The organism is Nitrincola lacisaponensis, assembly GCF_000691225.1.
GTDB classification, from domain to species: domain Bacteria; phylum Pseudomonadota; class Gammaproteobacteria; order Pseudomonadales; family Balneatricaceae; genus Nitrincola; species Nitrincola lacisaponensis.
This window is the reverse complement of the sequence record NZ_JMSZ01000015.1, coordinates 73,112-99,159: the sequence shown is the minus strand read 5'-3', so window position 1 is coordinate 99,159 and position 26,048 is coordinate 73,112. Positions and strand designations below refer to the sequence as shown.

Genomic DNA, 26,048 nt, shown 5'->3' with positions numbered 1-26,048 from the left:
TTCCTATGCACTTAAACAAATATACAGTATCAGCCCTGCTGATACTGACGGCATTCTTTATCTCTGGTTGCAGCCTGTCCCCATCAAAACCCAGCTGCCCGGGAAACATTCCCAGTCTGGATCAAGGTATTGCAGGATACTCGTATAAGGGTCGTCCTATCGTATATACCCGCATAGGCTGTGGACCTCAGACGACTTTGGTGTATGGTGCCATTCATGGCAATGAGCCTGCCAGTGCTACACTCACCAGACAACTCATTGAAACACTGAAACAACTGCCAGACAGCTGGCGCTATCAGCACCAGGTCATTGCAATTCCGGTTGCCAACCCTGACGGCTTGCTTGCAAACACTCGTGGTAACGCTCGGGGCGTAGACCCTAATCGTAATTTCCCGACTCGTAACCGCATCAACAATCGACAATTCGGTATGCATCCCCTCTCTGAACCGGAATCCCAAACGCTGGTGGAAATCAAAAAAATCTATCCACCAGACAGAATACTGTCAATTCATCAGCCACTTGCCTGTATTGATTATGATGGCCCGGCGCTCCAAATCAGTCGTGCGATGGCACAGTACACAGATCTTCCTATCTGCCGACTCGGTGCCCGTCCCGGATCTCATGGAAGTTATGCTGGTGTCGAACGACAGATCCCGATCGTGACCTTTGAAATGCGCCCCGATGACCACCATCTGCCACCGGGACAATTATGGACACTCTATGGCAGGTCGATTCTGGCAGGCATCAGCTACCCTCAAGCGCCGCCAGATCTCTGAAAAATTGCTTCATAGGCTCATCCAGACCATAAATATCTGAACGGAAACTCAGTCCCTTATCAGCATCCAGCTCAACGGTCCAATAGGCCAATAATACCGGAATGCGCTGTTCAAGGAATAACTCCTGAGTTCTGCCAGTACTGAGCAAATGATCGAGCTGATCAGCAGCGTCAGTCTGGCTAACCGAAAGCAACTGATGAGCCAGTTCAGGTGCCTCCTGCAAGCGAATACACCCTGAACTCAGCGCTCGCATATTTTGACTGAAGTAACCCTGACTAGGCGTATCATGCAGAAAAATTGCTTCATTATTGGGGAATCGCACCACCAGACGCCCCAGCTCATTTAGATCCCCTGGGGACTGGCGCAGCAAGATACGACCCGGATTACGCCAGTTAATGCTCGCCGGATTCAAAGGACGCCCATCAAAATCCAATACCTGGATCTGGTTGTCCTGTAAAAAACCCAGATCCTGACGTATTTGAGGCAGCATATCTTCACGATACACGGTAGGCGGCACTGTCCAGAAAGGATTGACAGTCAAATGGGTAATCTCACTCCACATCAAGGGCGTTTGCCGATCTGTACGCCCAACCTGAGAAGCTTGACGCAAAACCGGCACGGGTGACCCATCAAACAACATCAACTCAGCACCCGCAATGTCAACAAGCAACATCTGCTCTGAAACCTTGTGGCCCAATCGGCGCAAACGCTCCAGATTAATCTGTACAGTCAAGCGCTGAGCCTCTGTCAACCCGCCAAATCTCTCGGTGGCTTCAAATGTGGCACGCAACTGTTGATAGGGGCCGTAGTCCGGCCTTGCCAATGCAAAGGCTTCAGCCGGGTCATCCATGCCCGACAAGGCAAAATTCAGAATATTATTAAAATCAATCGAAATAGATCGTGTCGCTTCTGGATAGCTCAAATACGGCTCGACACCAGCTATAAGCGTTGGGCCGTAGTGTAAATCCGTCAAGGCCCTGAAATACTGATGGATCACATCAAAACGGATAGTCTCAGGAATGGCCTGATGCTGTTTCAATTGGTACAACAGCGCATCTTGTTCAATCAAGGGATAACGATGAGGTAACAACCCGTCATTCGCCAGCAACTGAACTTCATTGCTCAACAACTGAAAAAACTGAGGAGACTCCCATATCGGGCTAGACTCCGTAATGCGTAAAAACTCATCTACATAAAACGTATCCACTTTGGCAGCGAAGGCAGTAGAGAGACTCAGCCACACTACTCCCCCAGTCAACAACACCATTCGGTAACAACGTCCTAATACCGACATTTACAGTTCCTTTTTCCTTCAAAGAAATAAGCGGATTAGACTACCTTAGAAAAATAAAACTTCAACCCATACGACCTGAAAACAGCACGCTTCTACAAAATTTGCTAAAATCTGCTGACTAAGCCATCGGAATTGGCCACTATTATTCTATGGAGAGCTAAAACATGCCATCCAAGATTTTATTATCTTTAGTCTGCATTTTTCTGACATTTTCCGCCAAAGCAGTTTCTGACGATATGAGCATTGAGAAGCAGTTCATTCAAGCAGGTTTAATCGATATTCACTCAATAGATCCCACTATTCAGGTAGATCTGGTCAATTCAAATGCCAGCAATAACATCTTTAGAGAGAACTTCTACAATGGCCTTACCAGAGCCTACCTGCAAGAGGAAGTAGCCCATCAGTTATCACTCGCACAGAGTATTCTGAAGAATATACACCCAGACTACTCTATCCTGATTATGGATGCAGCACGTCCCAGAAGCGTATCCAGAAAAATGTTTGAGAAAATGCAAGGAACTCGTTTTGAACACTATGTTGCCCACCCAGACAGCGGTTCCATGCATAACTACGGGGTCGCAGTTGATGTAACACTGGTGGACAACCTAGGCAATAGAATCGACATGGGCTTCATACCATTTTACCAAAATCGATTTTCTGTATACTTTGGATATGCATATTATAAAAAATTTGGATTAAGTGATACTCAAAAAAACAACCGTCAACTCCTGCAAGACATTATGTTACAAGCAGGCTTTATTCCTTTAAGCCATGAGTGGTGGCATTTTGATGGCATCCATAAAGATATAGCAAGAGAGCGATTTAACATTATCGAATAAACCAGACGAAACCGGAAACATCAAATCCCATATAAAAATACACGAAAAATACGGTCAGCGATACGGCACATATTTATCATACAGTTTCGTACGTGGATTCTTCATAAACGCTTCGATCGCTTTTTCCGTTTTGCGTTTTTTGAACGGAAACTGAGGTAAAAACTGTAAGCGAGAGAAATGAAATAACAAGTAGTTAAGTGGGTGCACATATTTAGGTTTTCGCTTAGGGCCCAGCTGATCCAGCCATTTCGGATTGGGGTTAGCCAGGTAATCATTCAGAAAGTCTTGTAGATAATAAGGTTGCCCTAAGACCATTGCGTTAAACAATCCATGATTGGCACCTAAGCTAACGATTACATTTTTATTTTTTTTGGGATAGGGCAACCATAGATTCAAAGGCCCTGTCATATTATAAAGATCGTTTGCCTTATCTCGCATAGGTACATGAGCTTCAACAACCTGCATAGGTTGATCAATATTAGAAGGAAACTGGATGCATGCAAACTGACCGTGTATCCAGGTATACATAATACGACGCTTACGATCGATCCTTACGGGGTTTGCAATCGCTATATTTAATAAAATCCAGGTTCCCAATAAAAAACCTATGGCAAAGAGGCCAGACCCTATGCCTCTGCCATGATAAGCTATTTGATCTTTTTTGAAATCTTGATATGAGGTTCCATCACGAAGATAACCTGGATTATTTTTATCTTCGTATCGTGAAAAAGCGGATTTTATGCTCTCTTCACGATTAAACATTTTATAGATAGCAGCATAAGCTACTCCAGGCTTTCCATCGGAAGAAAACCAACCAGGATTATACGCTGCGGCACTCCCCAGCATCAATGCAATAAAAACCATCTTAAAAAACGTATTCGCACCCATTGCGGTCATATGGGGAATTTCAATCACATCATCATCGATCTTTGTAATGGACAGATTTAATGCCTCAATCACATCTGGATTTTCAGTGGGATTGGGTATCAGTTCAGATGGTGTTAACGACATTGGACAGTCCTAATTAGCATTCGTATTAGTTAAGGGTAATTTCCAGTGGTGCGATCATTGTAAATCGTTGTTGTTCACCATCTGGCATCAAACGATCAAAACTCACCGTTAATCGAAGCCGTGTTTCACCAGCATAGGCAGACAAGTCTAACGATGCGATACCAGGCCCCACCCATTCCCGACGTATCCGATGGCTTTGAATCCGTGCCCAGCTTGATGCACCTGTCATCATGCCATGCGCTCCGCGGGGCTGGTAGTTTTCTAAGCTGATAGATAATTGTGCTAAATCAGCCTCATCCATGAGGCCTTGAAACTCCACTTTGATAACCAAACTGTCTTCGATTTGCACGGCGATTATTGGCCAGACCAGTTTTTCGAAGACTCACATTTCTTGATTGAAGAAGCGTCTAAAAACTTATGCTTCGAAGCACCCTCCCCACATCCGTGACTCGCTTCAAGGTCATCCATGACACGCTCGGCTGCCGTCGTCCTGACGGCAGACGGTCACGGATGAGGCAAGGATGCTCCTCGGTAGAGTTAGCTTCATCTACAAATACTAACGATACGGCACATACTCATCATACAGTTTCGTACGTGGATTCTTCATAAACGCTTCAATCGCTTTTTCCGTTTTTCGTTTTTTGAACGGAAACTGAGGTAAAAACTGTAAGCGCGAGAAATGAAATAAAAAATAGTTGAGTGGGTGTACATATTTAGGCTTTCGCTTAGGACCCAGCTGATCCAGCCATTTCGGATTGGGGCTAGCTAGGTAATCATTCAGAAAGTCTTGTAGGTAATAAGGCTGCCCTAAGACCATTGCATTAAACAATCCATGATTGGCACCTAAGCTAACGATTACATTTTTATTTTTTTTGGGATAGGGCAACCATAGATTTAAAGGCCCTGTCATATTATAAAGATCGTTTGCCTTATCTCGCATAGGTACATGAGCTTCAACAACCTGCATAGGTTGATCGATATTAGAAGGAAACTGGATGCATGCAAATTGACCGTGGATCCAGGTGTACATAATGCGACGCTTGCGATCAATCCTGACAGGGTTTGCAATCGCTATATTTAATAAAATCCAGGTTCCCAATAAAAAACCTATGGCAAAGAGGCCAGAACCTATGCCTCTGCCATGGCGTTCGAGCATATCTAACTTAAAATTTTCATAAGACATGCCAGTTCGTGTATATCCAGGATTATTTTTGTCTTCAGAACGTGAAAAAGAGGATAATATACTTTCTTCACGATTAAACATTTTATATATAGCAGCATAAGCCACTCCAGGCTTTCCATCGGAAGAAAACCAACCAGGATTATATGCTGCTGCACTGCCTAGCATTAACGCTATAAAAACCATCTTAAAAAACGTATTCGCACCCATTGCGGTCATATGGGGAATTTCAATCACATCGTCATCGATCTTTGTAATGGATAGATTTAATGCCTCAATCACATCTGGATTTTCAGTAGGATTGGGTATCAGTTCAGATGGTGTTAACGACATTGGACAGTCCTAATTAGCATTTGTATCAGTTAAGGGGAATTTCCAGTGGTGCAATCATGGTAAATCGCTGCGGTTCACCATCTGGCATCAAGCGATCAAAACTCACGGTTAAGCGAAGTTTCTGCTCGTCAGCATAAGCAGATAAATCTAACCACGCGATACCAGGCCCCACCCATTCCCGACGTATCCGATGGCTTTGAATCCGTGCCCAGCTTGATGCACCTGTCATCATGCCATGCGCTCCGCGGGGCTGGTAGTTTTCTAAGCTGATGGATAATTGTGCTAAATCAGCCTCATCCATGAGGCCTTGAAACTCCACTTTGATAACCAAACTGTCTTCGATTTGCACGGCGATTATTGGCCAGACTAGTTTTTCGAAGGCTCGCATTTCTTGATTGAAGAAGCGTCTAAAAACTTATGCTACGAAGCATCCTCCCCTCATCCGTGACCCGCTTCAAGGTCATCCCTGACACGCTCGACTGCCGTCGTCCTGACGGCAGACGGTCACGGATGAGGCAAGGATGCTCCTCGGTAGAGTTAGCTTCATCTACAAACACTAACGATACGGCACATATTCATCATATAGCTTCGTACGTGGATTCTTCATAAACGCTTCAATCGCTTTTTCCGTTTTGCGTTTCTTGAACGGAAATTGTGGCAAAAACTGTAAGCGCGAGAAATGAAATAACAAGTAATTGAGTGGGTGTACATATTTAGGCTTTCGCTTAGGACCCAGCTGATCCAGCCATTTCGGATTGGGATTAGCCAGGTAATCATTCAGAAAGTCTTGTAGGTAATAAGGTTGCCCTAAGACCATTGCGTTAAACAATCCATGATTGGCACCTAAGCTAACGATTACATTTTTATTTTTTTTGGGATAGGGCAACCATAGATTTAAAGGCCCTGTCATATTATAAAGATCGTTTGCCTTATCTCGCATAGGTACATGAGCTTCAACAACCTGCATAGGTTGATCAATATTAGAAGGAAACTGGATGCATGCAAACTGACCGTGTATCCAGGTATACATAATACGACGCTTGCGATCAATTCTTACGGGGTTTGCAATCGCTATATTTAATAAAATCCAGGTTGCCAGAAGAAAGCCTATGGCAAATAGACCAGAACCTATACCTCTGCCATGGCGATCAAGCATTCCTGCCATAAATTCATCATAAGAACGACCAGATCTTGTATATCCTGGATTATTTGGATCCTCAGCAGAGCTAAATGATCTTTTAAAAGATTCCTCCCAAGTAAACATTCGATGAATTGATTTATATGCCACCCCTGGCTCTCCATTAGAAGAAAACCAACCAGGATTATACGCCGCAGCACTTCCCAACATTAACGCAATAAAAACCATCTTAAAAAACGTATTAGCACCCATTGCGGTCATATGGGGGATTTCAATCACATCATCATCGACCTTTGTAATGGACAGATTTAATGCCTCAATCACATCCGGATTTTCGGTAGGATTGGGTATCAGTTCAGATGGTGTTAACGACATTGGACAGTCCTAATTAGCATTCGTATCAGTTAAGGGTAATTTCCAGTGGTGCAATCATGGTAAATCGCTGCGGTTCACCATCTGGCATCAAGCGATCAAAACTAACGGTTATACGAAGTTTCTGCTCGTCAGCATAAGCAGATAAATCTAACCACGCGATACCAGGTCCCACCCATTCTCGACGTATTCGATGACTTTGAATCCGTGCCCAGCTTGATGCACCTGTCATCATGCCATGAGCTCCGCGGGGCTGATAGTTTTCTAGGCTGATAGATAAATGTGCTAAGTCAGCTTCATCCGTAAGGCCTTGAAACTCAACCTTTGCAACCAGATCGTCTTCATCTATTTGTGAAGCGTTAATCGGCCAGACCAGCTTCTCGAAGGAGCGCATTTCATTATTAAAAAAAACCTCTAGCTCCGACGAGTTAAAAAGCTCTTTCGACTTCTCTAACTGATCTTGAATGGCATCATATCTATCATTTCCCCAATACTCCTTACTACTCCCCCAAAATCCTTCAGAGATCCATTGTTCCAAGTCCGTTCGGCGAGAGGCAGTGAAGACCAGTCCGATTGCAAGGAGCACGCCCCCTATAATGACTAAAGGCCAGGCAACAGCAGCAACAGCTTTGCCAACAATAGCTAACGCAGTAATTTTACTACCCGCCAGAGAGCCTAGCAGTGATGCTGATAGCATCAAGCCACCCGCTCCTTGCAACGCATGTCCTGTCATCAGGGCATAATCTTCACGGACTTTTCCCTCCCATGCTTGCCCGGCAGAAATGAGTAAGCCAACCACCAGGCCTATTCCTCCTAACATTCTGGCTTGCTGTGCTCTCAATGCCATCTGAGTACTCGAGATCCCCAGATTGGGTCGTTGAGGAAGTACATAACCTCTACCCGGTAACCCAGCTATGGCATAGGTGGCGAAGCGGGTGGCGAGTTGGGCTGCACCTTGGCTGGCGCGGATGAAGGTGGCTTCGGCTCTTAGGCTGCTGTAACTGGCAACGACGGAGCTGAAGGCGACGCTGAGCTGTACTGCAGGCAGGTTGGCGATTGCTCCGGCTTTGGATCGTGCATCAAATCGGTGATGGTCGTGCCAGTCTTTAATGGTTTTTTGGGCACTGAAGAGGGCCAGGGCCAGGGCAATGCCCGATAGCCCGGCACTCGCTCTACCTGCTGCGGTATCCGTCACATAGTCATAGGTGGTTACGTTGATACTGCCAAAACGATGTGTCTGCTGATGTAGACCGCTGTTTCTGCCATTAGGCGGCTGCCCATCTGACGAGGCGAACAGGTTTGATGACTGGCCTGTTAGAAATTTTTCATAGTGTTGGTGTATTTGACTATTTAAGTCACTGGTGGGAATGCGAACTCTTCGCTCTACCACACCCGCGAGTGTTTCCAAGCGTGAGAGTTGTATACGACTATTCCCATGAAAGAGCGTTGTAGCCACTTCAGTGTACACATTAAAGAATACTTGCTGCACCCGTTCGATGACCGTTGAATCGCCCAGTTGATTCACCATTTCGGAAGCCACTGAGATCATGCCAGCGAAGAGTGTAGCCCATTCCGAAGCATCTGAGCTTTCTCCTTCTATCTCATCCAGACTGAGTTTTTCGTATACAGCCAATGGAGTTAATGCATTTAGTTTGACACCAGAGACATAAGCACTTAACTGACTGGCGACAAAGCCAAGGCAATCTTCGCAACGTCTCTGCTCAGCACCCTGCAGCGCCAGTTTGGCGGGTTCATGTACATTAGGGCGTTGATCCAAGGTTTTCCAGTAATCCGCAAGCCGTTGGTACTTTTGACGTTGCTCTATGCCGTAGGCCGCGAATTGATGTCGTTGCTCATCAGCTGATCGGTTAAATGGATCTGAGCTAAATACTTTCCGGGTAGCATAAGTAATGTTGTTCCATAGCTGTATTCCCGGATCGACATATCGTCTATGAATCGACTGCTCTAATTTATCAACGGCAGCAATAGCTTTAGCCGTCGTAAGAGCGTAGTGATGCTCTGTTTCATAGTATTGGATATTGGCCTCTTCAATTTCCAGTACACGCAGCAGGTCTTTTGCCTCACCCAGGGTGTCTTGAATCGCCACGATGCGTGCATATTCATAGCGCTCTCGAATATGTTCGTTGTCGCTGTGTTTCATTTGTTCGAAGGGGCTGATATCCAGTTGACCGATCGCCGTATGGCGAAGCACATTAGCCTCGCGCTCTTCCGGGGCAATGTCTTTATAGTCTTCGACCAGGGTTTGCAAATTATCCAGCGTCATGACATGAGGATCCGTACCGTCCTCCTCATGCAATGTTAAGGGTTGCATCACCTTATCGCGCCAACCAGGATTACGCTCGATCTCCTCAAACATATACGCAGGCCAGCGCTCTTCACTGTAGGCAATATAGGTGTCCATCGCCGCCATGTTGACGTAGGCATAGGGTTCGGATGTCATTGGATGAGCTACCCACTCACTCCGTGGTGTGCCATTTTTCCAGGTATATTGGTAATACTGAAAGGTACTGGCGCAGGCAGTTGGCTCGTCATTCGAGTTACAGTCATCCGCACGGGTTTGATAGCGAAAGATTAACCAGTGGCTCTTCTTATCGGTGCAGTCTTCACTATTAAAGCTTAAGTGGCCGTGAATATAGATGTAACCTTGTCGTATAGAAGCAATTTGATGATGCGGCGCGTTTCCGATCCCTGTAGGTGCTTGCAAAGCCTCGGGCAAATCATCCAGATTCGTTAACAATATCTCGTCTGACACCACATAACGACAGGGAATAATGGGAATTATTTTTCGTGGATCGCAGTATGCGATGCTGTCGTTTGTTTTTGCCATAGCGTCTATTCTTCCTTGTTTAGATAGCGTTAGTCTTGATCTTGTCCAGGTATTGGAAAGTTGATGATGTCGACCGGTACCAGATGAAAGCGTTTTCTATGATCAGGCCGTGAGTAAAGTATTAAGCTTTCACCCGTGTAATCAGACATATAGTACTGGTTGAAAATATCTTCTGGCATGGGCAACCCTTCAGGGTGCTGATAACGGAAGGTACCTTTAATCCAGAATCTGGGATCAACATACTCCCCTTCAAAAAGTTCTGGGGTTGTATTAGAGAGTTGGCAGAAACGTGCCAAGCCAAACATATCCAGCCCACCAATCAACATCAAATTATCCGGAATAGTACGTTGCCATTGGGATGCTAACTCTGCACGCGTCTCTGCTAACGTCTCTTCATAAAAATCCATTTCATTGGGGTGTTTAACATAGTTTGTAAAGCACTGTTCAGCCATAGGAGCCTCTTCTAAATTTGGTTTTACTTTCTCTGCATCATTACGGGTAAAGGTACAACCCAATAAACCACTCATTGTTACTGTTATACACATCAGGGTAAGGCACTGCCTATACCTGACAGGTATGATGCTACGGAAATTGAAAACCATTGGTAATCCTTCCTTCATTACTCACGTTCAAAGCAGGGTACTGAGTTTGTAGTGCCCGCATTTGCCGCGCCGGCACTTCAAAAGTTGGTGCGAAGGTAGACACGGCCCCTCGCGTTAAAAAATTGCCACCTTGAAGCTTTAGGTTCAGGGGATTCGCTTGTCGTATATTAAAGCCTACCCCCACTTCCGATATCACTTCCATCGCAAAGGTAAAGCAATGATTATTAGCAACATTATAGGGCTGAGCACCACCTTCAGGCCCTTCTTCTATCTGCTGCCGCCTTTGCTCTGCAAATGCCTTCATAATATCAAATGCACCATTGGGTAGTTCAATGTAAACGGCCTCAAAGTCATAACCCGCTGTCGGGTTATTGGTTTGCGCCAATGACCTTAATAAAGATGCAAAACTTGCTGAATCTGGTTTATTACTATCATCAAAGGTGATAGTTGATGGAGACAAAGCCACCTCTCTAACTCGGCCAAAACCTCTAGCGCCATCATATCTACCATATTCAAAGTATGCTACGGCCCCTGAAACTCCATTGATAATGGCTATTCCTGCATGACCCAACCCAATGACCGCAGGCCCCTGAGCCCTTACACTCTGAATAGATAGTGGCGGTGATGAGTCCGGGTCAGTAAACGTTGCTCGCATACTGGCTTCTACGTCAATGCCCTCAAAAGGTATTTGCTCGCGCACAGCAGCCACCGGAATCGTGATCGGCTGATTGGGGTAGACAATGGGAATAGCGATATCGCAAGGGCCTGGACATTTTGCTATTGACTGATTCACTCTAGGGCGCGTCATGAGAAGCACTCCGATTTACTTTAATCATTAATCGGCCTAAGCGAATAGAATCAGGCATTGACTGTTTTTCAGTCAGCTCCTCTGTCAGCTCTTCTTTGCCCAACAGGTTTTCATCATGGGCTAACGCATAGTCGAATATTTTTCGGATAGTTTCTCGCTCTCCAAACTGATAAAGCTCTACCGAACTCATCACATCTGAAAATAAATCTTCATTCATGCCCTTTTCATCGACGTACTGCTGACGCAACCGATAAACAAACAACTCCAGGCTGCGTTTATGTAATTCAGCATATAAGGTGTCATCCAGAATTAATTCACAGCCCACGTTAGGTATATTTTCCAAAGACTGGGTCTTAAAGAAATCGATACCATCCATGGAAATACACAGCATTGAGTGAATTAAATGTGGTGGCATAATAGCCAGCCCCTTTGCAGGGGATAATTGCTTTAACACCACTAAAAAAAAGTTACTGTCCCAAAAACGGTAGAACAACCACTTACCCTGTTCATTTTTTACCTTCGTAAAACGCCTGAAATGCGTTGCCAACTGATCAATAAGTGCTCTAGAGCGGAAATAAACGCCTGGATATCTATCCCATAGATCGGATGCCATGCCTGTTTTACTGAAAAGTTGACGGGTAAACTTATGATTTTCTTTCAGTTCGACAAGGTAAGGGGCAGCCGTCTTCAGACTTTCTTCTGCATCCCCTTTAAAAAGACATTGAAAAGGCAAATTAGCCTCTTCCAGCCTTTCTAACAGCAACGGAACACGGGAAGTATCTAAAACAGCATACGTTCGTAGTGGTGGCACCTGGGGCTGATTTTTATACAGATCTTGCTCTGCTAGTGATGGCGGTGAAACTTCAAATAAATACGGATGGAGCGACGGAGGTACACTCAATGGATCTAACGTGCCGAGCTGTGCATCCAGCGGTTTAACCTTGCCTAATACTTGATGTTTGAGCCAGTCTTCAGTTTTGATATCTGTTGTGTCTTTTTGATGACGCTGTACTTCGCCTAGTTCAACAGGATGCTCAGGTGATACCCGTCTGGCGAGTGAAATCGCTTCAGGGTCTGGGCCCTGCTGTCGAATCCACTGATTTGCAGGCATGACGTTATCTGCCCAGTAGAGGGTATAATGCTGACTCGCCAGGGCGTCTCGTGCTGCTTCCAGAAAGCTCTCCCGATCTGCAGCCCAGACCGCTGCCAAAACAACATAACTGTTTCTGTCATCAATACTCAGCGCTCTCAAGAAACACTGCCCTACCCAAGGGATATAGTTCATCACGGGTATTCCTTTACAGTCAGAGAATAGGGTTCATTAAGGCTGAACCTTACTGTGTGTAGCACCAGAGACTATTTGGCCACCACCTGAGGTTTTACATCCTAAATAAGCAATGGGTTGACCATCGTCCAATGAATTGGGTGCTCCTTGAACGATGACGCATCCACAGGATATTTTATCCCCAACTCGGGCAACAGCTTTGCCCTCTACTATGCCGCTCCCTCCACTGACAATAGTCCCTCTACCATGACCTTTTTTAGGGCAGACATGAGCATCTCCAACACGCGCAATTGGCAACATGGTTTACCTCTTTTTCTTTTCACACTCTTCGCATATTGGCAGTATTTCGTTAGCCGCCAGGTTCAATGTTGGCACTTGAGAACTACCGCTGCCTCCCATTGAGACTGCACCTTTTAAGCGAATATTGGGTGCTTCCAGGGTAATTCCCGAACCATCAAGAATAATTTTTCCTGATGGGCCCGAGATGATAAATTTTTCGAATGCCTGAAGGTGATGAACACCTGTATTCGTGGTTATTTTGCTGCCTACATCCAGTGTGTAAGTGCCATTAACCCGTCCTTCGTAATTGCGGCCTGTCTGGTAGAGATGATCTGCATGTATATTCTGTTTTAGAATATTGCCAACACTTTCAATATGATCCTTGCCATAATTTTCTTGCTGTGTACGCCCCACATCATAATGAACATCACGACCGATGGAGTGACGCGCATCATTACCAATCGTTTCCGTATGATCATTGCCGACAGTGATTTTCTTGTCATTACCAATGCGTTCTGACTGATTCTGACCCACTGATTTTGCACGGTCTCGCCCTATTTGATGGGTTTCATCATTTAGAATGACTGTGTTGTGGTCTTTTTGCGCATGCAGGTAGATTTGTTCCTCTCCCGCCTCATCCTCAAATGTAAGCTCATTAAACCCGTCTCCTTTATGCGTATCACTGCGCAGGGTCATGCGGGTTTTTTGGGCAGGTAAGGTGTTCGGTGGCATCTGCTCGGCATTGTAGACACGACCCGTAATGATGGGTCGATCCGGATTGCCGTCGTAGAAGTCGACAATAACTTCCTGGCCAATGCGTGGAATAAAGACGCCACCCCAGTTTTTGCCAGCCCAGTTGTTGCTCATGCGTACCCAGCAGGAACTGTTTTCGTTGTACTGGCCATAGCGGTCCCAGGGGAACTGGATCTTTACCCGGCCGTAGTTATCGGTATAAATTTCTTCACCCGCTGGTCCGACAACAACAGCATTCTGAGGCCCCTGCATTTTTGGCCAGCCGGTAATCATCGCAGGACGGTAGACCCGTGATGCTGGCATGGCCCGAAATACATTGCGATATTCACGCTCGACCTCATCCTGACTGGTGTAGCTGTAGTCACTGACAAAGTGATGCACTCCCAGCAGAACATAGTCATCCATCTCTTCTGGCGCATCATCATGCCGATTCAGGGTAAAGCTGTGTCCCGGTGTAAAACTGCGGCAGCCACTTTCACCCTTGACCTGATCATGACTGGCTTCATCCTGCTCCACGCGCAAACGCGTCAGCTGATCACCAAAACTTTTGTCTTCATAGCGGCCAGGGTAAATAAAATGTTCGAAGCGTTTGACACCCGGTAATGGGATGTCGGCCGCCATGCCTGTCTGTAACCGGTCGGATGGTTTGGTGAAGTCATAGTCTCGTTTGGCGTAACGGCCAGTGCGAAACTCATACTGATGTGTCCAGGCATGAATGGTGTGCGCTGAAAGCGAACCTGCTCGATAGCTGACTGAAGATTCGTCACAGGATTCATACGCGCCATTATGATCTGCAAGGATCAGGGTATGCTTGTCCTTTTCATGACGAAAATAATAGAAGATACCTTCTTCTTCAAACAGGCGTGATAAAAACGTAAAGTCACTTTCCTGATATTGCACACAGTATTCCCTGACCGGATGCTGTCCGATCAGGCGAAATTCAAAATCGGTAAATCCATTTTCAGAAAAGATCTCTGTGGCGATCTGTTTAATATCTTTATTCTGAAAAATTTTCGAGTCACTGGTTTGTGTCAAGAACCATAACCAGGGCACCACTTCTGCGGTATAACGACGCAATCCCTGTAACTGCTCACCTTCCCCACGGAATCGCCGGATATATCCATTGATATGTCGATACCCTCCGGATCGCACTCCCAGGGTGTCTGCCTGCATAATATTCAGGGTAACGTTTTCCCCAACAATTTTTTCAGCTGCGATCTGAGTACTGGCAGAATAGAGTTCGACTTCGAAGGAATAGAGAGCCGAAATATTCTCCTGACCTTCTAATCGCGTGAGTAGCAAGACATCCTGACCCAGTGGGGTATTAATAGCCAGGAGCCTATCCTGTTGGGTAAAAAGAGCCATAGTAATCCCTTATCAAGCACATCGTTAACGTTGTGGTTAGCATAAGCGCCGTAGCACCTTGCCGCTAGGCAACGTACTACGGCTGGCATTCCATATCGATCAGAGCTTAACGCCCAGTGCGATATCGTAGCCTGCAGGGACACTGCCTTCTGGGCGATGTGACTCATCCCATGGGGTATACTTCATTTCTACCTTGGTGAAGTTCAGTGTTACAGTTTCCTGTGGACGATTATTTTCATCCGCAGTCAGCTTGTATCCACTGACCAAAGTATTGGTCAAGGTATATTCCATGTAGGTTTCAATACCGTTTGGACTGGTTTGAACCAAATGAATCAGCGCTGTTTTACCCTGCCCTACACAAGCTTCAGAGAAGAAGATAGGAGAGGTTTTATCCATCTTAGTTGTCAGCGTAATCTCACCAATGCTTGGAGAGGTGGATTCACGATCTTTACCCTGTCCAGGTTTAGTCGAGAGCGCGCGACTGACGCTCCATTCCATGGAGTCACATTCAACCCAATTAGTATGAGTTGATTCAGTTACATCACCTTCAACGCCATCAATCTTAAGATATATAGCCATGTAAACATCCTTTTAGTTTGCATTTAAAATGTTATCCGACAGAAGCTAACTCCGGTCAGATAACACGACTCACAGATACACGACTTCCTCAACATGTACCCATACAAAACCCACCTTTCTGTTGCAATCGCAACAAAAAAACAGATTTATTCAGAAGTGCTGAGTGCTACTGGCTGATATTCAACCCAATGTTTGAAGTAGCCCTCATCACCACAATTGATGCCACTGCTGCAAAAATTTGAATTGAATACAAATTTTGCAAACCAATGGCGTTCAGCTTCAGCCATGCTGGCTTGACTGTTACGACTGAAACCAAACTGGCTTAAACCGTAAACGCCCGTATTCGAGAAGAACAAGCGCCCCTGCTCGGCCAGGTACATACCATCGGCGGACAGAGAACGACAATGACGGCGCCAATCGATGCCCAGCCCCCCTGGTAATTGCACTGCAGAACCCACGTTCACGGTTGCCTGCTCACAATCAGATGACAGATTGTTCAGAATAGAGCTGGCATACGCACGAATACCCTGAGCATTCAGCGAAAAACCTGCAGCCTCTGGTGAGTCGGTCAATACCAGTACACGAATATTACGAAAGCCCGATGCCTGCCAGGGGGCACTCACCTGCTCAGGCATCATGACCAGGGCATTTCCATGGTGCACTGCGTGAGCCGTCATGCTGAAAGGTTGATAGCTTTCAGGCAGTGCAAAGCGAAAGTTATCTGTCCCGGCAAACAACGGCGTAGCGATCATAAACAGCAAGCATGCCTGGAGATATTGGGACCCGATCCAACTCATGATGATTCACCTCGTTGCACCAGAAACTGCCCCGACTCATCCACAGAAAGATGCAGCGCATTCAATGACTGTTCTTCAGTCAAGGCATTGAGCAACACCAACGACAAGGCGGGCAGTATTTGTTTGCTGATGATATGAATGGCGTTACGAGCGCCTGTATCCACCTCTTTGCAGCGCGAGACAATATTCCGCAACAGTTGGTCATCGAAGCTCAACTGAATGTCGTGCTCCTGTGCAAGACGCTGCACAATTTTGTTCAACTGCAAACGTACAATGCCCGTCATGGCTTCATCCTGAAGCGGCAGATAAGGAATAATTCGCAGACGCCCCAAAAATGCCGGTTTAAAGTAGCGCAGCAATTCCGGCTTGATCAGGGATTCCAGCTGTTCGCCATCCGGTAATGTCTCAGGATCAGCGGCCAGCCCCGCCAGGGTTTCAGTACCTGCATTGGAGGTCATGATAATCAGAGTGTTACGGAAATCGATATCTCGGCCTTCACCGTCCTTTAATGTTCCTTTATCAAACACCTGGTAGAAAATATCCTGAATGCCCGGATGTGCTTTTTCAATTTCATCCAGGAGCACTACGCTATAAGGCTTACGCCGCACAGCCTCGGTCAGCACGCCACCTTCACCATATCCGACATAGCCTGGAGGCGATCCCATCAACAGCGAAACCTTATGTTCTTCTTTATATTCAGACATATTGATGACGGTGAGGTTTTGCTCACCACCATACATCAGATCAGCCAGTGCCAGCGCTGTTTCCGTTTTCCCAACACCACTGGTGCCACAAAACATGAAGACGGCCAGTGGCTGGCGGGGATCAGACAAACGGGCACTCGATACCCTGACACTTTCACTGACCCGATCCAGTGCATGATCCTGACCCACGATGCGCTTACCCAGCTCATCCCGCAACGACATCACTCTTTGCACATCACCAGACAGCATTTTGCCCGCAGGAATGCCTGTCCAGGCCGACACCACTTCAGACACCACCTGCAGGTCCACATGGGGACGAATCAATGGCTGCTCACCCTGCATTGACTGGAGCTGTTGCTGCAGGTCATTCAGCTGTTGCTGACGGCTCTGAATATCCTCTGATGCTTCGCTCAATTGATCTCGCACACCAACAATCTGATTGACCAGTTCACTTTCGGTCTGCCAGCGCTGCTCGATTTCCAGGCGCTCTGTTTCCAGCTGAGTCCGCTCAGCCAATAGTGAATCCAGATGTGGATGAGCTATAGCGTATGCCTGCTGCTCCCGCTCAAGCCCTTTGATCTGCAAACTTACTTGCTGGATCGCAGCATGAATATCTTCTAGACGGGACGGTGTGCTCTGGTATTGCATGCTGACACGAGAACATGCGGTATCCAGTAAAGAAATACACACATCCGGCAGTTGGCGACCACTGATGTAACGCTTACTCAGTGTGACCGCCCCCTGTATAGCCTCATCCAGAATCATGACACCATGATGCTCTTCGAAGCGATCGGCAACAGCTCGCAGCATGGAAGTCGCTTGCTCGATGGAAGGCTCCTCCACCTTGACCACCTGAAAACGGCGCGTCAATGCCGCGTCTTTCTCAAAGTATTTTTTGTATTCAGCCCAGGTGGTTGCTGCAATCGTTCTCAGTTCACCACGCGCCAATGCGGGTTTCAGGATATTCGCTGCGTCCCCTTGTCCGCCATTCCCTCCGGCACCCACCAGCGTATGCGCTTCATCGATAAACAGAATAATCGGTACAGGTGACTGCTTCACCTCCTCAATCACCGACTTGAGGCGCTGCTCAAACTCACCTCGAACACCCGCTCCCGCCTGCAGCAACGTCAGGTCCAGAATGCGGATCACAACCTGCTGTAATGCTTCAGGAACCTGCCCTTCCACAACACGTTGCGCCAGCCCTTCAACAATAGAGGTTTTACCAACACCCGCTTCGCCGGTGAGAATAGGATTGTTCTGACGACGGCGGCAGAGAATATCAATCACCTGCCGAACTTCTGCTTCACGCCCCACGACGGGGTCAATATGCCCGGCTCTGGCACGTGCTGTAAGATCCAGTGTGTAGGCATCCAGCGCCGAGGGTTTTGCAAAGCCCATCGCGGCAGGTGGCGTTTCACCAGCCGGTTCGACACCAGCTGCTTCTGCCATATCCACTTCAGCTGCATGGCCCTTGGCCGTAAATTCATGTCGGGCCAAGCGCTGACCTTCCCGGACAATCCTGTCCAGATCTGCCTGCTGCAATGATGCACAACGCGACAGCATCAATAAACGCAAAGACTCATCTTTAAACAGCACCACAAGGCAAGCCGCCGATGCAATGGCTGGAAAACCATACTCCAGACTGGATAGCATCCAGGCTTTTTTAAAGACTTCGATCACACGTGGAGAGAAGGCTGGAGACTGACTGTTGCCCTGATCAAAATGCGCAATATTGCGTTCCATCTCTTCAATCACTCGGACCGCATTCAGGTTATACGCAGCGAGTAGTCCGGCCAATTGGTTGGATTCAGTTCTCAATAAACCAATCACCAAATGCTCCAGCTCAACGGCATAGTGCCGATGTGCAACTGCAACAGAAGCTGCCGCTTCGACGCCTTGACGAGACGTGTCCGAGAGTTTTCCGATCAGAGCCCTTGCATTCATCCTTCAGTCCCTTTATTCCGATTCAATATCACCGTTTTATCCGCTTCAATAGGCACTTCGGCCATCTCTGCAATTGAGCTTGCTGCATTCAGGTCATCGACAGGCAACGCGTCACGCTGCTGATCAAAGAAGTGTTCCAACTGCTCTGCCAAATCATTGAACTGTGCTTTTAATGTACCGACCTCATCCTTTCTCTCGACATTTAGACGGGTATAAAAATTCCCCGCATACAGACTCTGCAACGCATCGTTCAAGAGCTTTATCTGCCTGAAAAAATAGCGGTAAATCAGATACACTACCGCCACAACCAGAGCACAAATCATCAGGATAAAGCTCAATAGATACAGGAAGGTTTTGTTGACGATGCCATCAAGATTTTCTGATTTTACACCAACGTAGAGACGCCCCAACGTAGAGTTGGCATACTGGATTCGACTGGAGAAACGGTAGATTTCTGACCCGGACGTATCCAGAGGATAGTGAAAAACATCATATTGTGAGTCCAGCTGCAAACGCGCCAAACCAGGCGGTGCCTGATAGTAACTGCCTGGTTCAACCGGATCAGTAGACACCATGATGCGCCCTTCGTTATCCACGATATGAACGTACAGAATTTCATCGGCAGCAGAAAAACGGTTAATAATCGCTGTCATGGATGCGTTGTCGCCTAGCAGAACCGGCTCTGCCAGATGATCATGCATCTGTGCCACGAACATATCACCATAGGAAACCAGGGTGTTCCGCAAACTGGATGAGAGCTGATTCACCGTCAGGTACAACAAGGTCGCACAGAGCATACCAAAACACAGGGCAACCAGACCGGTATTTCGCCATGTCGTGCTGATGCGAATATGTGACGCACGCCCGTCATCTTTTAACTCTGTACGCAAAGCATGCAACTGCTTAAGCAACTCAGTAGCTGACTGATACCGAAAGGCCGGATTTTTATGTAACAGTTTGCGGATAACTTTCTTGAGACTGGATGGAATCTGCTTCGACTCCAAATCCACTTCTGAGCGTTGAATAAGATCATCCAGATCCTTCAAGGTGCTGGCCTGAAAAGGCAGCTTGCCAAACACCAGATAATACAGCAGAACCCCTATCGAATAGAGATCACTCTGCGCCGTCGGGCGATGCCCTTGCAACTGCTCAGGTGCCATATAAAAAGGGGTGCCAATAACGAATGCATCATCAGTGACGCCTGAATCATTCAGGTAGGCCACACCAAAATCCGTTAACTGAACCAGACCTTCATCGTTGATCAGAATATTGCTGGGCTTGATGTCACGATGATAGATGCCCTTGGCATGGGCATGTTCAATAGCCTGAAGTAACTGATCGACAATTCGCAATGCCTGCTCAATACTCAGATCAGGATTGTCTTCCAGCCAGGATTCAAGATTGCGCGATTCAAAATGCTGCATCAGGATGAAGTGGACTTCATCCACCTGGCCTACATCGAATATCGATACAATATTGGGATGATGAAGACGGCCTGAGAGCTGAATTTCATTCAGGAAAAGTTCTACGCGCTGCGCATCTTGAGCAAACTCCGGTTTCAGAAGTTTGATTGCGAGCTCTCGTTGCAGTTTGGGATCGTAAGCCAGGTAAACCTGTGACATGGCCCCTTCACCCAACATCCTTTTAAGCTGATATCGTCCTAAGGATTCCATCCTTCCTTATCCTGTTGTTTGTCCGGTCAAGGTAAAACACACATCGTTTGCATCCATTGCCGGCATCCTGCCATCAAGCCATCCATTATAACCTAAACGAGTTGCATTGGTAAAATCATCCTGCCCCAGCGTGGCGACCGGAACTTCATCGCTGCGCAGCACGGGCTGCAGCTCAACATCAAACCCGATACCCAGATACTGTTCAGTTACAGAAGCAACCAGTTGATACAGCGGCCTGCCTGGTTGTAACGAAGCAAATACCGCATAACTCAAGGGTTGGGTTGTAATACGCAGACTCATATTGCCATCAATGACTTCATGTCCCGCAACAAAATCAACACCCAACCGCGATGCTCTGCTTCCAAGTCGATTGCACTCACTCTCGGGCAACTGGTAACGCCGTGCGTGAAACTGGCCAATCTTGATTTCAACACCCATCACTTTTGACAGGATCGCCTTTAAACCCGCAGAGGTCTTACGCTGGTTGGAAAAGTAACCACAAAAATAACTGGCAATCTGTTGCAGCACAGGCTTCTGCTGAAACAGGTCAAGATGCGTGCCGGAAAAGCCAGATAACAGATCTTCGCCACGAAATGCTGATTTTTCCTCGAGGCGCTGCCGCCGCTCATGTATAAATGGATAGCGGTTGCGATGCCATGCCGTGAACAAGAATGCCAGAGTACGACTGTTCAGGGCATCCAGATAAGCACGGAAGGCTCCATCACCCTGACGGGCACGCTGGTGAATCAGCTCGGTATAAAAAGGAGGCAACACTCCCTGGCTACCAAACAGTCCGAACATAGCTACACTGAGGATATTTTTATTGGGCATATCCGGATCACTGTTAACAGCCAGAACACTCTGCGTGCTGAAGTTCAGATCTGCTTGCTGGGTAAAACGGATAAACTCAGTATCCAGAGGATGATCAGAAGGTAATAATCCCGCAGCATGCTGCTGGGTAGCCACATAGAGGCACTCTGCCAAACGTATCAGCTGGTAGAAATCATACTCAACCGGGCGATAGCGCAAGTAGACGCTCAGATCAAACATTGCTCCCCCGTCCTGGGTGGCCAGGCATGATATAACTCTTCCGAATGACTGAGATGAACATCCAGCTGTGTAAACGAATTAATACTGGTATAGATCGATAAAAAACGTTCCAGCAAGGTGCAAAACAGAAAGGGGCTGCTACCCGGAAAGTTATTCGGGTCCAGACGCAGACTGAATCGACTGCCACGACAGAAAAAAGCCATTCCTGAGGGCGACAGAATCCGTCTGGCTTCGGGCGTAATTGCAGTCACCTCCAGCGACTCGATTATTTTGCGAGTCTCCGGGCTGTTTTTGAAATCATAAAGTGACAGGATCTCTTTCAGTATGCTGCTGGAATCAGACACATTGCCAAGACTGAGATAGTTCAGATTCAGGTGTGAAACCAGTTTCCAGTGTTGACCGTCACGATCGTAATCCACAATCTGAGGCTTGACAGGCAGACACACCCTGGCCCCTGCCACACCCGGGTTTGCTTCAAATAACGACAGATGCGCGAGCTTGCCCAGTTTCCAGAGTTCATGCGGAAGATCACCGTTGGTTACACAGCATTCCAGTAACAACAAATGACGATTTGAACTCAGTACCTCTTGCGGCAGGTTATGCAAGGATATACCGGCCTCAGGTCCCGATGCCTCGGTTTCATTCAGGTCATGACTGAAGTGCCAGAAAGGCCGTCCGGAGTAGTCTGCATAGCCTTCGAAGTCGAAGAAACGGCTCAGTGCTGTCGTACGATCACTGCCATCTGACAGCATGGCTGACTCGATTGAATACACTTTAACATCCTGACGGTTACGCGCATCTGCAACAACAGGATAGACTGATCGGGTGTGGCTGATTCGAATGGGCTCAGCCATCTGCGAATACAGATTCACAATCGGTGTCGCGTTCAACTGAAAGTGCTCTGGCATAATATGCGGGGCAATATCGTCATAGGCTTTATCAAGGTAGAAAAACACACTGAAATGGTCGCCCTCAGGCATCAACTGCTGCAATGCTGAAAGATCGAGTTCGACGAACAGAAACTTTTCCGGAAAGACAAAAAACTCGGATAAAAGACGATAGCCGGGAAAGGACTGTTCAGAATAATGCCAGGCAGCCTCTTCAGGAGCAAATCCCACTGCTTTAATGACATCAGGGCTTAAGCAGATCGGCTGGGTATCCAGCGCACTGCGGGCAAGCGCCAGTGTACTGACTTGACTGAACAGCAACTCATAAAGCTGGTAGGCTATATATTTCGGTGCATTCAGATAAATTCGAACGCGCTGCAAGGCCTCACCTGACATTGCCTGAGCATCCAGACCTGAGCAATCAAATCCAAGCTGAAGCACGGCTGCCATCTGATTCACTGTCGCAATTTGAGGCGCATCAAACGGAGCTGACTGTAACACCGCCTGCTGCACAGAAAGCGGGATGACATTGACATCATAGAGTGTTGTAAAGCGACAATGGCGTTCCGTAGAGGTAGAAGACTCCAACAGACTGCCCCGGGGGATTTGCACGACTGAAGACAAGTCCGACGATGGCTGAAAGCTCACCACACTATGACTTGGAAGCGGCTTCAAATAATGCGGGTAAATCAAATCAAATATTGCCTGACTGAGTTCAGGGTAATCATCTTCAAGTTTGGCCCGTATACGTGCATTTAATAGCGCTGTAGCCTGTATCAGACGTTCTACATGTGGATCACGACTACCCGGCTCATTCAACTGCAAACGGTGAGCTATTTTTGGATACTTCTGAGCCAGATCTGCACCCACTCGCTCCAGATAATTAAGCTCTTTCTGATAAAGATCAATCAATGCTGCTTTCATAGTCACTCGCTGATCCGAAAACGTCTGACAGTCGGCACAAAGGCCGCATTGAACATCACCAATTCGGCACTCTCGTGCAGACTCAGCACAGCATCGACCTGAAACGCTATTTGTGCACGAGTTTGTGTCGTCTCTTTAATCGATACTTTGACATCACTGAAACGAGGCTCATTGGCACGCAGGGTTTTCAGCAAGATCAAGCGCAACTGCTCCACACTCTCCTTCGATGCCACATTCACCGAGGAAAAGTCCACTACGCCAAAACTCAACAGCGTATCGAACGCAACCTGTTGATAAAAATCAACGTTCATTTTTGAGTTCAGCACCTTCTCCAGATCCGCCAGCACCGACTCCATATAAAGACGTGTCTGTATACGCGGCGAGACAGGTTGATCTTCAGAAACATCCGGCTGATCATCCAAAAAACGGTTTAAAAAGGTCGCCGACATACTTAGCACACAAACTCAACAGACATGATCTGGCTGACAGGAATGATCTCATCATCCAGGCAAAAGACTTTCTGCCCGATACCCACGATGCCAGATGCAAGCGTTTGATCATCCCAATCCGTCGCATTCAGGTTCACAACGCCTTCAAACACAAACGGATAATGATTCAGGTGCAACAGAGTTTCCGTTTCACCGGTTGTTCTCCAGGTGACGGATACACGTTGTAACAGACAGTCCAGTGGCTTATCCGGCGATTCGAATAGCAGTTTTTCCAGCAGGTTCATCGGGATTAAACGATAACGCCCCTGGGGCGATATGCATTCAAAAAAACCACGCAACAGATCATCAGGATCAAGCCACTCCCCCTGCAATACCCGTCCATCAATCAGCGTAACGCGCGCAGGAGTCGAGAGCACGTCCACTTCCTCGTCATCCGGAACGTCTGAGGTTTCTGTCAGGCGATGCAGCAACCGCTGCAGAGCCGCTTCTGAAACATCAGAAACATCCACCTCGACCAGTTTGCGCTGGTTAAAGAAGAGTTTCCTGGAAGACAGCGCCATCGCTATCTGACGATAGCAGTGCAGAGCAAAGGCTTTCTGCATGTCGGCAGCGACAGCCATGTCCAGCAGATTAAGATGCGTCAATGCTTTTTCGTACTGATTATTCAGCAGATAAAGCTGTACCAGTAAAAAACGCAGCTCCTGATCGTCAGCCTTGTTCTTCAGCGCCAACTGGGCTTCCGACAAAGCACGCTCCAATGATCCCTGATTAAACAGTGCCAACACGCTTCCCATTCCTTTCATCACACGCTCCTTCAGCGACTCTGCACAACATCGGTTGAGAACAACAGTTCAGTCTCAACACACTCCAATTGATAGTGAGGCGTCAATCTGACCACACACTTGAATACCCCCGCTTGGCCAGGTAACTCAAATACACTGACTTGAGCCTCACGCAAAGGATATTTAGCCAGCAAGTGCTCGGAAGCATCGCTGGTTGACATGACATATTGCAACAGCCAGTTTTTTAAATATGCCTGACACTCATCCACGGTGGTAAAGCTACCGACCTTATTGCGCATGAGTATTTTCAGGTAATGCGAAAAACGCGAGACACATAAGACATACTGAAGCTGCGCGGCATAACGTGCATTATGCTGCGCCGCCACATCATCATAATGTGCAGGGCTATGTAAACTGGGAGCAGTATAAACCACGGTTTTGGCGCTATTCGTGGTACTGGTCAGACTCATAAACCCATAATCCGCCAATGCCTGGGACAGCTCATCATGCACCAGCTTTTCCGCCTGTGGACAAGGATAATCATCCACCAGATTCACGAACCCCCGATGGTTTTCATCCACCGTTACCCCATGTCCTTTAACACCACAGATCTCTGCCAACCAACCGGTGGTTTCATAACAATGCGCCAGGGTACGCCCAAACACATACACAGGACTCATCCAGGTGAAATGCTCCGAACTCCGGGTTGCCAGAGATTCACTGACCATGAAGCCACTGTCAGAACGCAAATACACCGGTGTATCAATCAATACACGTGGCAAGAGCAAGCCAATAAATCGCGCGTCCGGATGGGAGCGAAAGCGGTTCCACTTCATAAACTTGAGCTGACGATAGGTCGTGTCCAGATTGATACGACCCGACAGCTGATCGTAGGTCTCCAGATCCATTAGCGCAGGTGGCGCACCCAGTATGAAGGGACAGAATGCTGCCGCACCTATCTGAGCCAAATGCTGCAGGTAGTTGATATAAGCATTCATCGCCGCCGGTGTATTAAAACTCACCGAGTGGTCGCACAAAATAGCACCATAGGGTGTGCCACCCGCCGAGCCAAACTCCTGACTATAGATCTTATGAAACAGACTGCTTTGATCAAATTCTATTGAGTATTCGAAGTCCTTGATCAGTTCGGTGTAGGCTATATCGAGCAAGCGTACTATCACGGCGGTATCAGATGTACCCTCAACCAGATAACGAACACCGTACCAGGCTGATTTCAGCGACTGAAACTCGGGATGCACGGTAATCTCGTGCAAGAGCTCACAAATCTGTTCATCAATCTCGGCAATCCAGCGACTTACCGCCAGGCGTTGGGCCATGGCGTCAAGTCGCTCAGTGGATTGGGTGGTATCCATACC

At 47.3% G+C, this 26,048-nt stretch carries 23 protein-coding genes; 2 read left to right on the top strand and 21 right to left on the bottom strand.

Annotated elements, in window-relative coordinates; translation table 11 throughout:
• The first annotated feature begins 5 nt into the window (after positions 1 to 5).
• Complete coding sequence (locus ADINL_RS02775) at positions 6 to 776, top strand: M14 family zinc carboxypeptidase (protein ID WP_051632502.1); 771 nt, start codon at positions 6 to 8, stop codon at positions 774 to 776.
• Here ADINL_RS02775 and ADINL_RS15825 read toward each other — a convergent pair.
• Positions 745 to 2,070 (bottom strand): L,D-transpeptidase family protein, encoded by a 1,326-nt coding sequence (locus tag ADINL_RS15825; protein ID WP_084154363.1) that lies wholly within the window; start codon positions 2,068 to 2,070, stop codon positions 745 to 747. The genes ADINL_RS02775 and ADINL_RS15825 overlap by 32 nt on opposite strands.
• 164 nt (positions 2,071 to 2,234) lie before the next feature.
• Between ADINL_RS15825 and ADINL_RS02765 the strand changes: the two genes are divergently transcribed.
• On the top strand, positions 2,235 to 2,909 hold the full coding sequence (locus tag ADINL_RS02765; RefSeq protein WP_051632500.1) for a M15 family metallopeptidase: 675 nt from the start codon (positions 2,235 to 2,237) through the stop codon (positions 2,907 to 2,909).
• Between the two features lie 54 nt (positions 2,910 to 2,963).
• Here the strand turns inward: ADINL_RS02765 and ADINL_RS02760 are convergent, their stop codons facing one another.
• The 20 genes from ADINL_RS02760 to tssC form a co-directional block, all read right to left on the bottom strand.
• Positions 2,964 to 3,920 (bottom strand): hypothetical protein, encoded by a 957-nt coding sequence (locus tag ADINL_RS02760; RefSeq protein WP_036543723.1) that lies wholly within the window; start codon positions 3,918 to 3,920, stop codon positions 2,964 to 2,966.
• 25 nt (positions 3,921 to 3,945) lie between these two features.
• The gene (locus ADINL_RS02755) at positions 3,946 to 4,269 is read right to left on the bottom strand and encodes a hypothetical protein (RefSeq protein WP_036543722.1); all 324 of its coding nucleotides are present in this window, start codon (positions 4,267 to 4,269) and stop codon (positions 3,946 to 3,948) included.
• Between the two features lie 207 nt (positions 4,270 to 4,476).
• Positions 4,477 to 5,433, bottom strand: a complete 957-nt coding sequence (locus ADINL_RS02750; RefSeq protein ID WP_036543721.1) for a hypothetical protein — start codon at positions 5,431 to 5,433, stop codon at positions 4,477 to 4,479.
• 25 nt (positions 5,434 to 5,458) lie between these two features.
• On the bottom strand, positions 5,459 to 5,782 hold the full coding sequence (locus ADINL_RS02745) for a hypothetical protein (RefSeq protein WP_152547604.1): 324 nt from the start codon (positions 5,780 to 5,782) through the stop codon (positions 5,459 to 5,461).
• 207 nt (positions 5,783 to 5,989) lie between these two features.
• On the bottom strand, positions 5,990 to 6,946 hold the full coding sequence (locus tag ADINL_RS02740) for a hypothetical protein (protein ID WP_036543719.1): 957 nt from the start codon (positions 6,944 to 6,946) through the stop codon (positions 5,990 to 5,992).
• Positions 6,947 to 6,971: 25 nt separating this feature from the next.
• A complete protein-coding gene (locus tag ADINL_RS02735) occupies positions 6,972 to 9,791 on the bottom strand; it encodes a toxin VasX (protein ID WP_036543717.1) in 2,820 nt (939 codons plus the stop codon).
• A 29-nt stretch (positions 9,792 to 9,820) separates the two neighbouring features.
• A complete protein-coding gene (locus ADINL_RS02730) occupies positions 9,821 to 10,318 on the bottom strand; it encodes a hypothetical protein (protein ID WP_152547603.1) in 498 nt (165 codons plus the stop codon).
• A 55-nt stretch (positions 10,319 to 10,373) separates the two neighbouring features.
• Positions 10,374 to 11,201, bottom strand: coding sequence for a hypothetical protein (locus ADINL_RS02725; protein ID WP_036543710.1), 828 nt, complete (start codon positions 11,199 to 11,201; stop codon positions 10,374 to 10,376).
• Positions 11,188 to 12,486: a DUF4123 domain-containing protein gene (locus tag ADINL_RS02720; protein WP_036543709.1), complete on the bottom strand. Its 1,299-nt coding sequence runs from the start codon at positions 12,484 to 12,486 to the stop codon at positions 11,188 to 11,190. The genes ADINL_RS02725 and ADINL_RS02720 overlap by 14 nt, the downstream gene beginning before the upstream one ends.
• Positions 12,487 to 12,522: 36 nt before the next feature.
• The gene (locus ADINL_RS16180; protein ID WP_084154362.1) at positions 12,523 to 12,786 is read right to left on the bottom strand and encodes a PAAR domain-containing protein; all 264 of its coding nucleotides are present in this window, start codon (positions 12,784 to 12,786) and stop codon (positions 12,523 to 12,525) included.
• Positions 12,787 to 12,789: 3 nt separating this feature from the next.
• A complete protein-coding gene (locus tag ADINL_RS02715) occupies positions 12,790 to 14,883 on the bottom strand; it encodes a type VI secretion system Vgr family protein (RefSeq protein ID WP_036543708.1) in 2,094 nt (697 codons plus the stop codon).
• A gap of 99 nt (positions 14,884 to 14,982) precedes the next feature.
• Positions 14,983 to 15,462, bottom strand: a complete 480-nt coding sequence (locus ADINL_RS02710; RefSeq protein ID WP_036543707.1) for an Hcp family type VI secretion system effector — start codon at positions 15,460 to 15,462, stop codon at positions 14,983 to 14,985.
• A 146-nt stretch (positions 15,463 to 15,608) separates the two neighbouring features.
• A complete protein-coding gene (locus ADINL_RS02705; protein WP_036543706.1) occupies positions 15,609 to 16,259 on the bottom strand; it encodes a hypothetical protein in 651 nt (216 codons plus the stop codon).
• Complete coding sequence (tssH, locus tag ADINL_RS02700) at positions 16,256 to 18,907, bottom strand: type VI secretion system ATPase TssH (protein ID WP_036543705.1); 2,652 nt, start codon at positions 18,905 to 18,907, stop codon at positions 16,256 to 16,258. The genes ADINL_RS02705 and tssH overlap by 4 nt, the downstream gene beginning before the upstream one ends.
• Positions 18,904 to 20,580 carry a serine/threonine protein kinase gene (locus tag ADINL_RS02695; RefSeq protein ID WP_084154361.1) on the bottom strand — a complete coding sequence of 559 codons (1,677 nt, stop codon included), beginning with the start codon at positions 20,578 to 20,580 and terminating at the stop codon, positions 18,904 to 18,906. The genes tssH and ADINL_RS02695 overlap by 4 nt, the downstream gene beginning before the upstream one ends.
• Positions 20,581 to 20,586: 6 nt before the next feature.
• Positions 20,587 to 21,630, bottom strand: a complete 1,044-nt coding sequence (gene tssG, locus ADINL_RS02690; protein ID WP_084154372.1) for a type VI secretion system baseplate subunit TssG — start codon at positions 21,628 to 21,630, stop codon at positions 20,587 to 20,589.
• A complete protein-coding gene (gene tssF / locus ADINL_RS02685; RefSeq protein ID WP_036543698.1) occupies positions 21,618 to 23,441 on the bottom strand; it encodes a type VI secretion system baseplate subunit TssF in 1,824 nt (607 codons plus the stop codon). Before tssF ends, tssG begins: the two co-directional genes overlap by 13 nt.
• A 2-nt stretch (positions 23,442 to 23,443) precedes the next feature.
• Entirely contained in the window at positions 23,444 to 23,890 is a 447-nt protein-coding gene (tssE, locus tag ADINL_RS02680) for a type VI secretion system baseplate subunit TssE (protein ID WP_036543696.1), read from the bottom strand.
• Between the two features lie 2 nt (positions 23,891 to 23,892).
• Positions 23,893 to 24,693, bottom strand: coding sequence for a type VI secretion system accessory protein TagJ (locus tag ADINL_RS02675; RefSeq protein ID WP_036543695.1), 801 nt, complete (start codon positions 24,691 to 24,693; stop codon positions 23,893 to 23,895).
• 11 nt (positions 24,694 to 24,704) lie between these two features.
• Positions 24,705 to 26,045 (bottom strand): type VI secretion system contractile sheath large subunit, encoded by a 1,341-nt coding sequence (gene tssC / locus ADINL_RS02670; RefSeq protein ID WP_161667726.1) that lies wholly within the window; start codon positions 26,043 to 26,045, stop codon positions 24,705 to 24,707.
• Positions 26,046 to 26,048: the final 3 nt, after the last annotated feature.

Excerpts from the sequence above, each read along its gene's own strand:
- ADINL_RS02775 (WP_051632502.1), top strand. The coding sequence starts at position 6 with ATGCACTTAAACAAATATACAGTATCAGCCCTGCTGATACTGACGGCA.
- ADINL_RS15825 (WP_084154363.1), bottom strand. The coding sequence starts at position 2,070 with ATGTCGGTATTAGGACGTTGTTACCGAATGGTGTTGTTGACTGGGGGA.
- ADINL_RS02765 (WP_051632500.1), top strand. The coding sequence starts at position 2,235 with ATGCCATCCAAGATTTTATTATCTTTAGTCTGCATTTTTCTGACATTT.
- ADINL_RS02760 (WP_036543723.1), bottom strand. The coding sequence starts at position 3,920 with ATGTCGTTAACACCATCTGAACTGATACCCAATCCCACTGAAAATCCA.
- ADINL_RS02750 (WP_036543721.1), bottom strand. The coding sequence starts at position 5,433 with ATGTCGTTAACACCATCTGAACTGATACCCAATCCTACTGAAAATCCA.
- ADINL_RS02740 (WP_036543719.1), bottom strand. The coding sequence starts at position 6,946 with ATGTCGTTAACACCATCTGAACTGATACCCAATCCTACCGAAAATCCG.
- ADINL_RS02735 (WP_036543717.1), bottom strand. The coding sequence starts at position 9,791 with ATGGCAAAAACAAACGACAGCATCGCATACTGCGATCCACGAAAAATA.
- ADINL_RS02730 (WP_152547603.1), bottom strand. The coding sequence starts at position 10,318 with ATGAGTGGTTTATTGGGTTGTACCTTTACCCGTAATGATGCAGAGAAA.
- ADINL_RS02725 (WP_036543710.1), bottom strand. The coding sequence starts at position 11,201 with ATGACGCGCCCTAGAGTGAATCAGTCAATAGCAAAATGTCCAGGCCCT.
- ADINL_RS02720 (WP_036543709.1), bottom strand. The coding sequence starts at position 12,486 with ATGAACTATATCCCTTGGGTAGGGCAGTGTTTCTTGAGAGCGCTGAGT.
- ADINL_RS16180 (WP_084154362.1), bottom strand. The coding sequence starts at position 12,786 with ATGTTGCCAATTGCGCGTGTTGGAGATGCTCATGTCTGCCCTAAAAAA.
- ADINL_RS02715 (WP_036543708.1), bottom strand. The coding sequence starts at position 14,883 with ATGGCTCTTTTTACCCAACAGGATAGGCTCCTGGCTATTAATACCCCA.
- ADINL_RS02710 (WP_036543707.1), bottom strand. The coding sequence starts at position 15,462 with ATGGCTATATATCTTAAGATTGATGGCGTTGAAGGTGATGTAACTGAA.
- ADINL_RS02705 (WP_036543706.1), bottom strand. The coding sequence starts at position 16,259 with ATGAGTTGGATCGGGTCCCAATATCTCCAGGCATGCTTGCTGTTTATG.
- tssH (WP_036543705.1), bottom strand. The coding sequence starts at position 18,907 with ATGAATGCAAGGGCTCTGATCGGAAAACTCTCGGACACGTCTCGTCAA.
- ADINL_RS02695 (WP_084154361.1), bottom strand. The coding sequence starts at position 20,580 with ATGGAATCCTTAGGACGATATCAGCTTAAAAGGATGTTGGGTGAAGGG.
- tssG (WP_084154372.1), bottom strand. The coding sequence starts at position 21,630 with ATGTTTGATCTGAGCGTCTACTTGCGCTATCGCCCGGTTGAGTATGAT.
- tssF (WP_036543698.1), bottom strand. The coding sequence starts at position 23,441 with ATGAAAGCAGCATTGATTGATCTTTATCAGAAAGAGCTTAATTATCTG.
- tssE (WP_036543696.1), bottom strand. The coding sequence starts at position 23,890 with ATGTCGGCGACCTTTTTAAACCGTTTTTTGGATGATCAGCCGGATGTT.
- ADINL_RS02675 (WP_036543695.1), bottom strand. The coding sequence starts at position 24,693 with ATGAAAGGAATGGGAAGCGTGTTGGCACTGTTTAATCAGGGATCATTG.
- tssC (WP_161667726.1), bottom strand. The coding sequence starts at position 26,045 with ATGGATACCACCCAATCCACTGAGCGACTTGACGCCATGGCCCAACGC.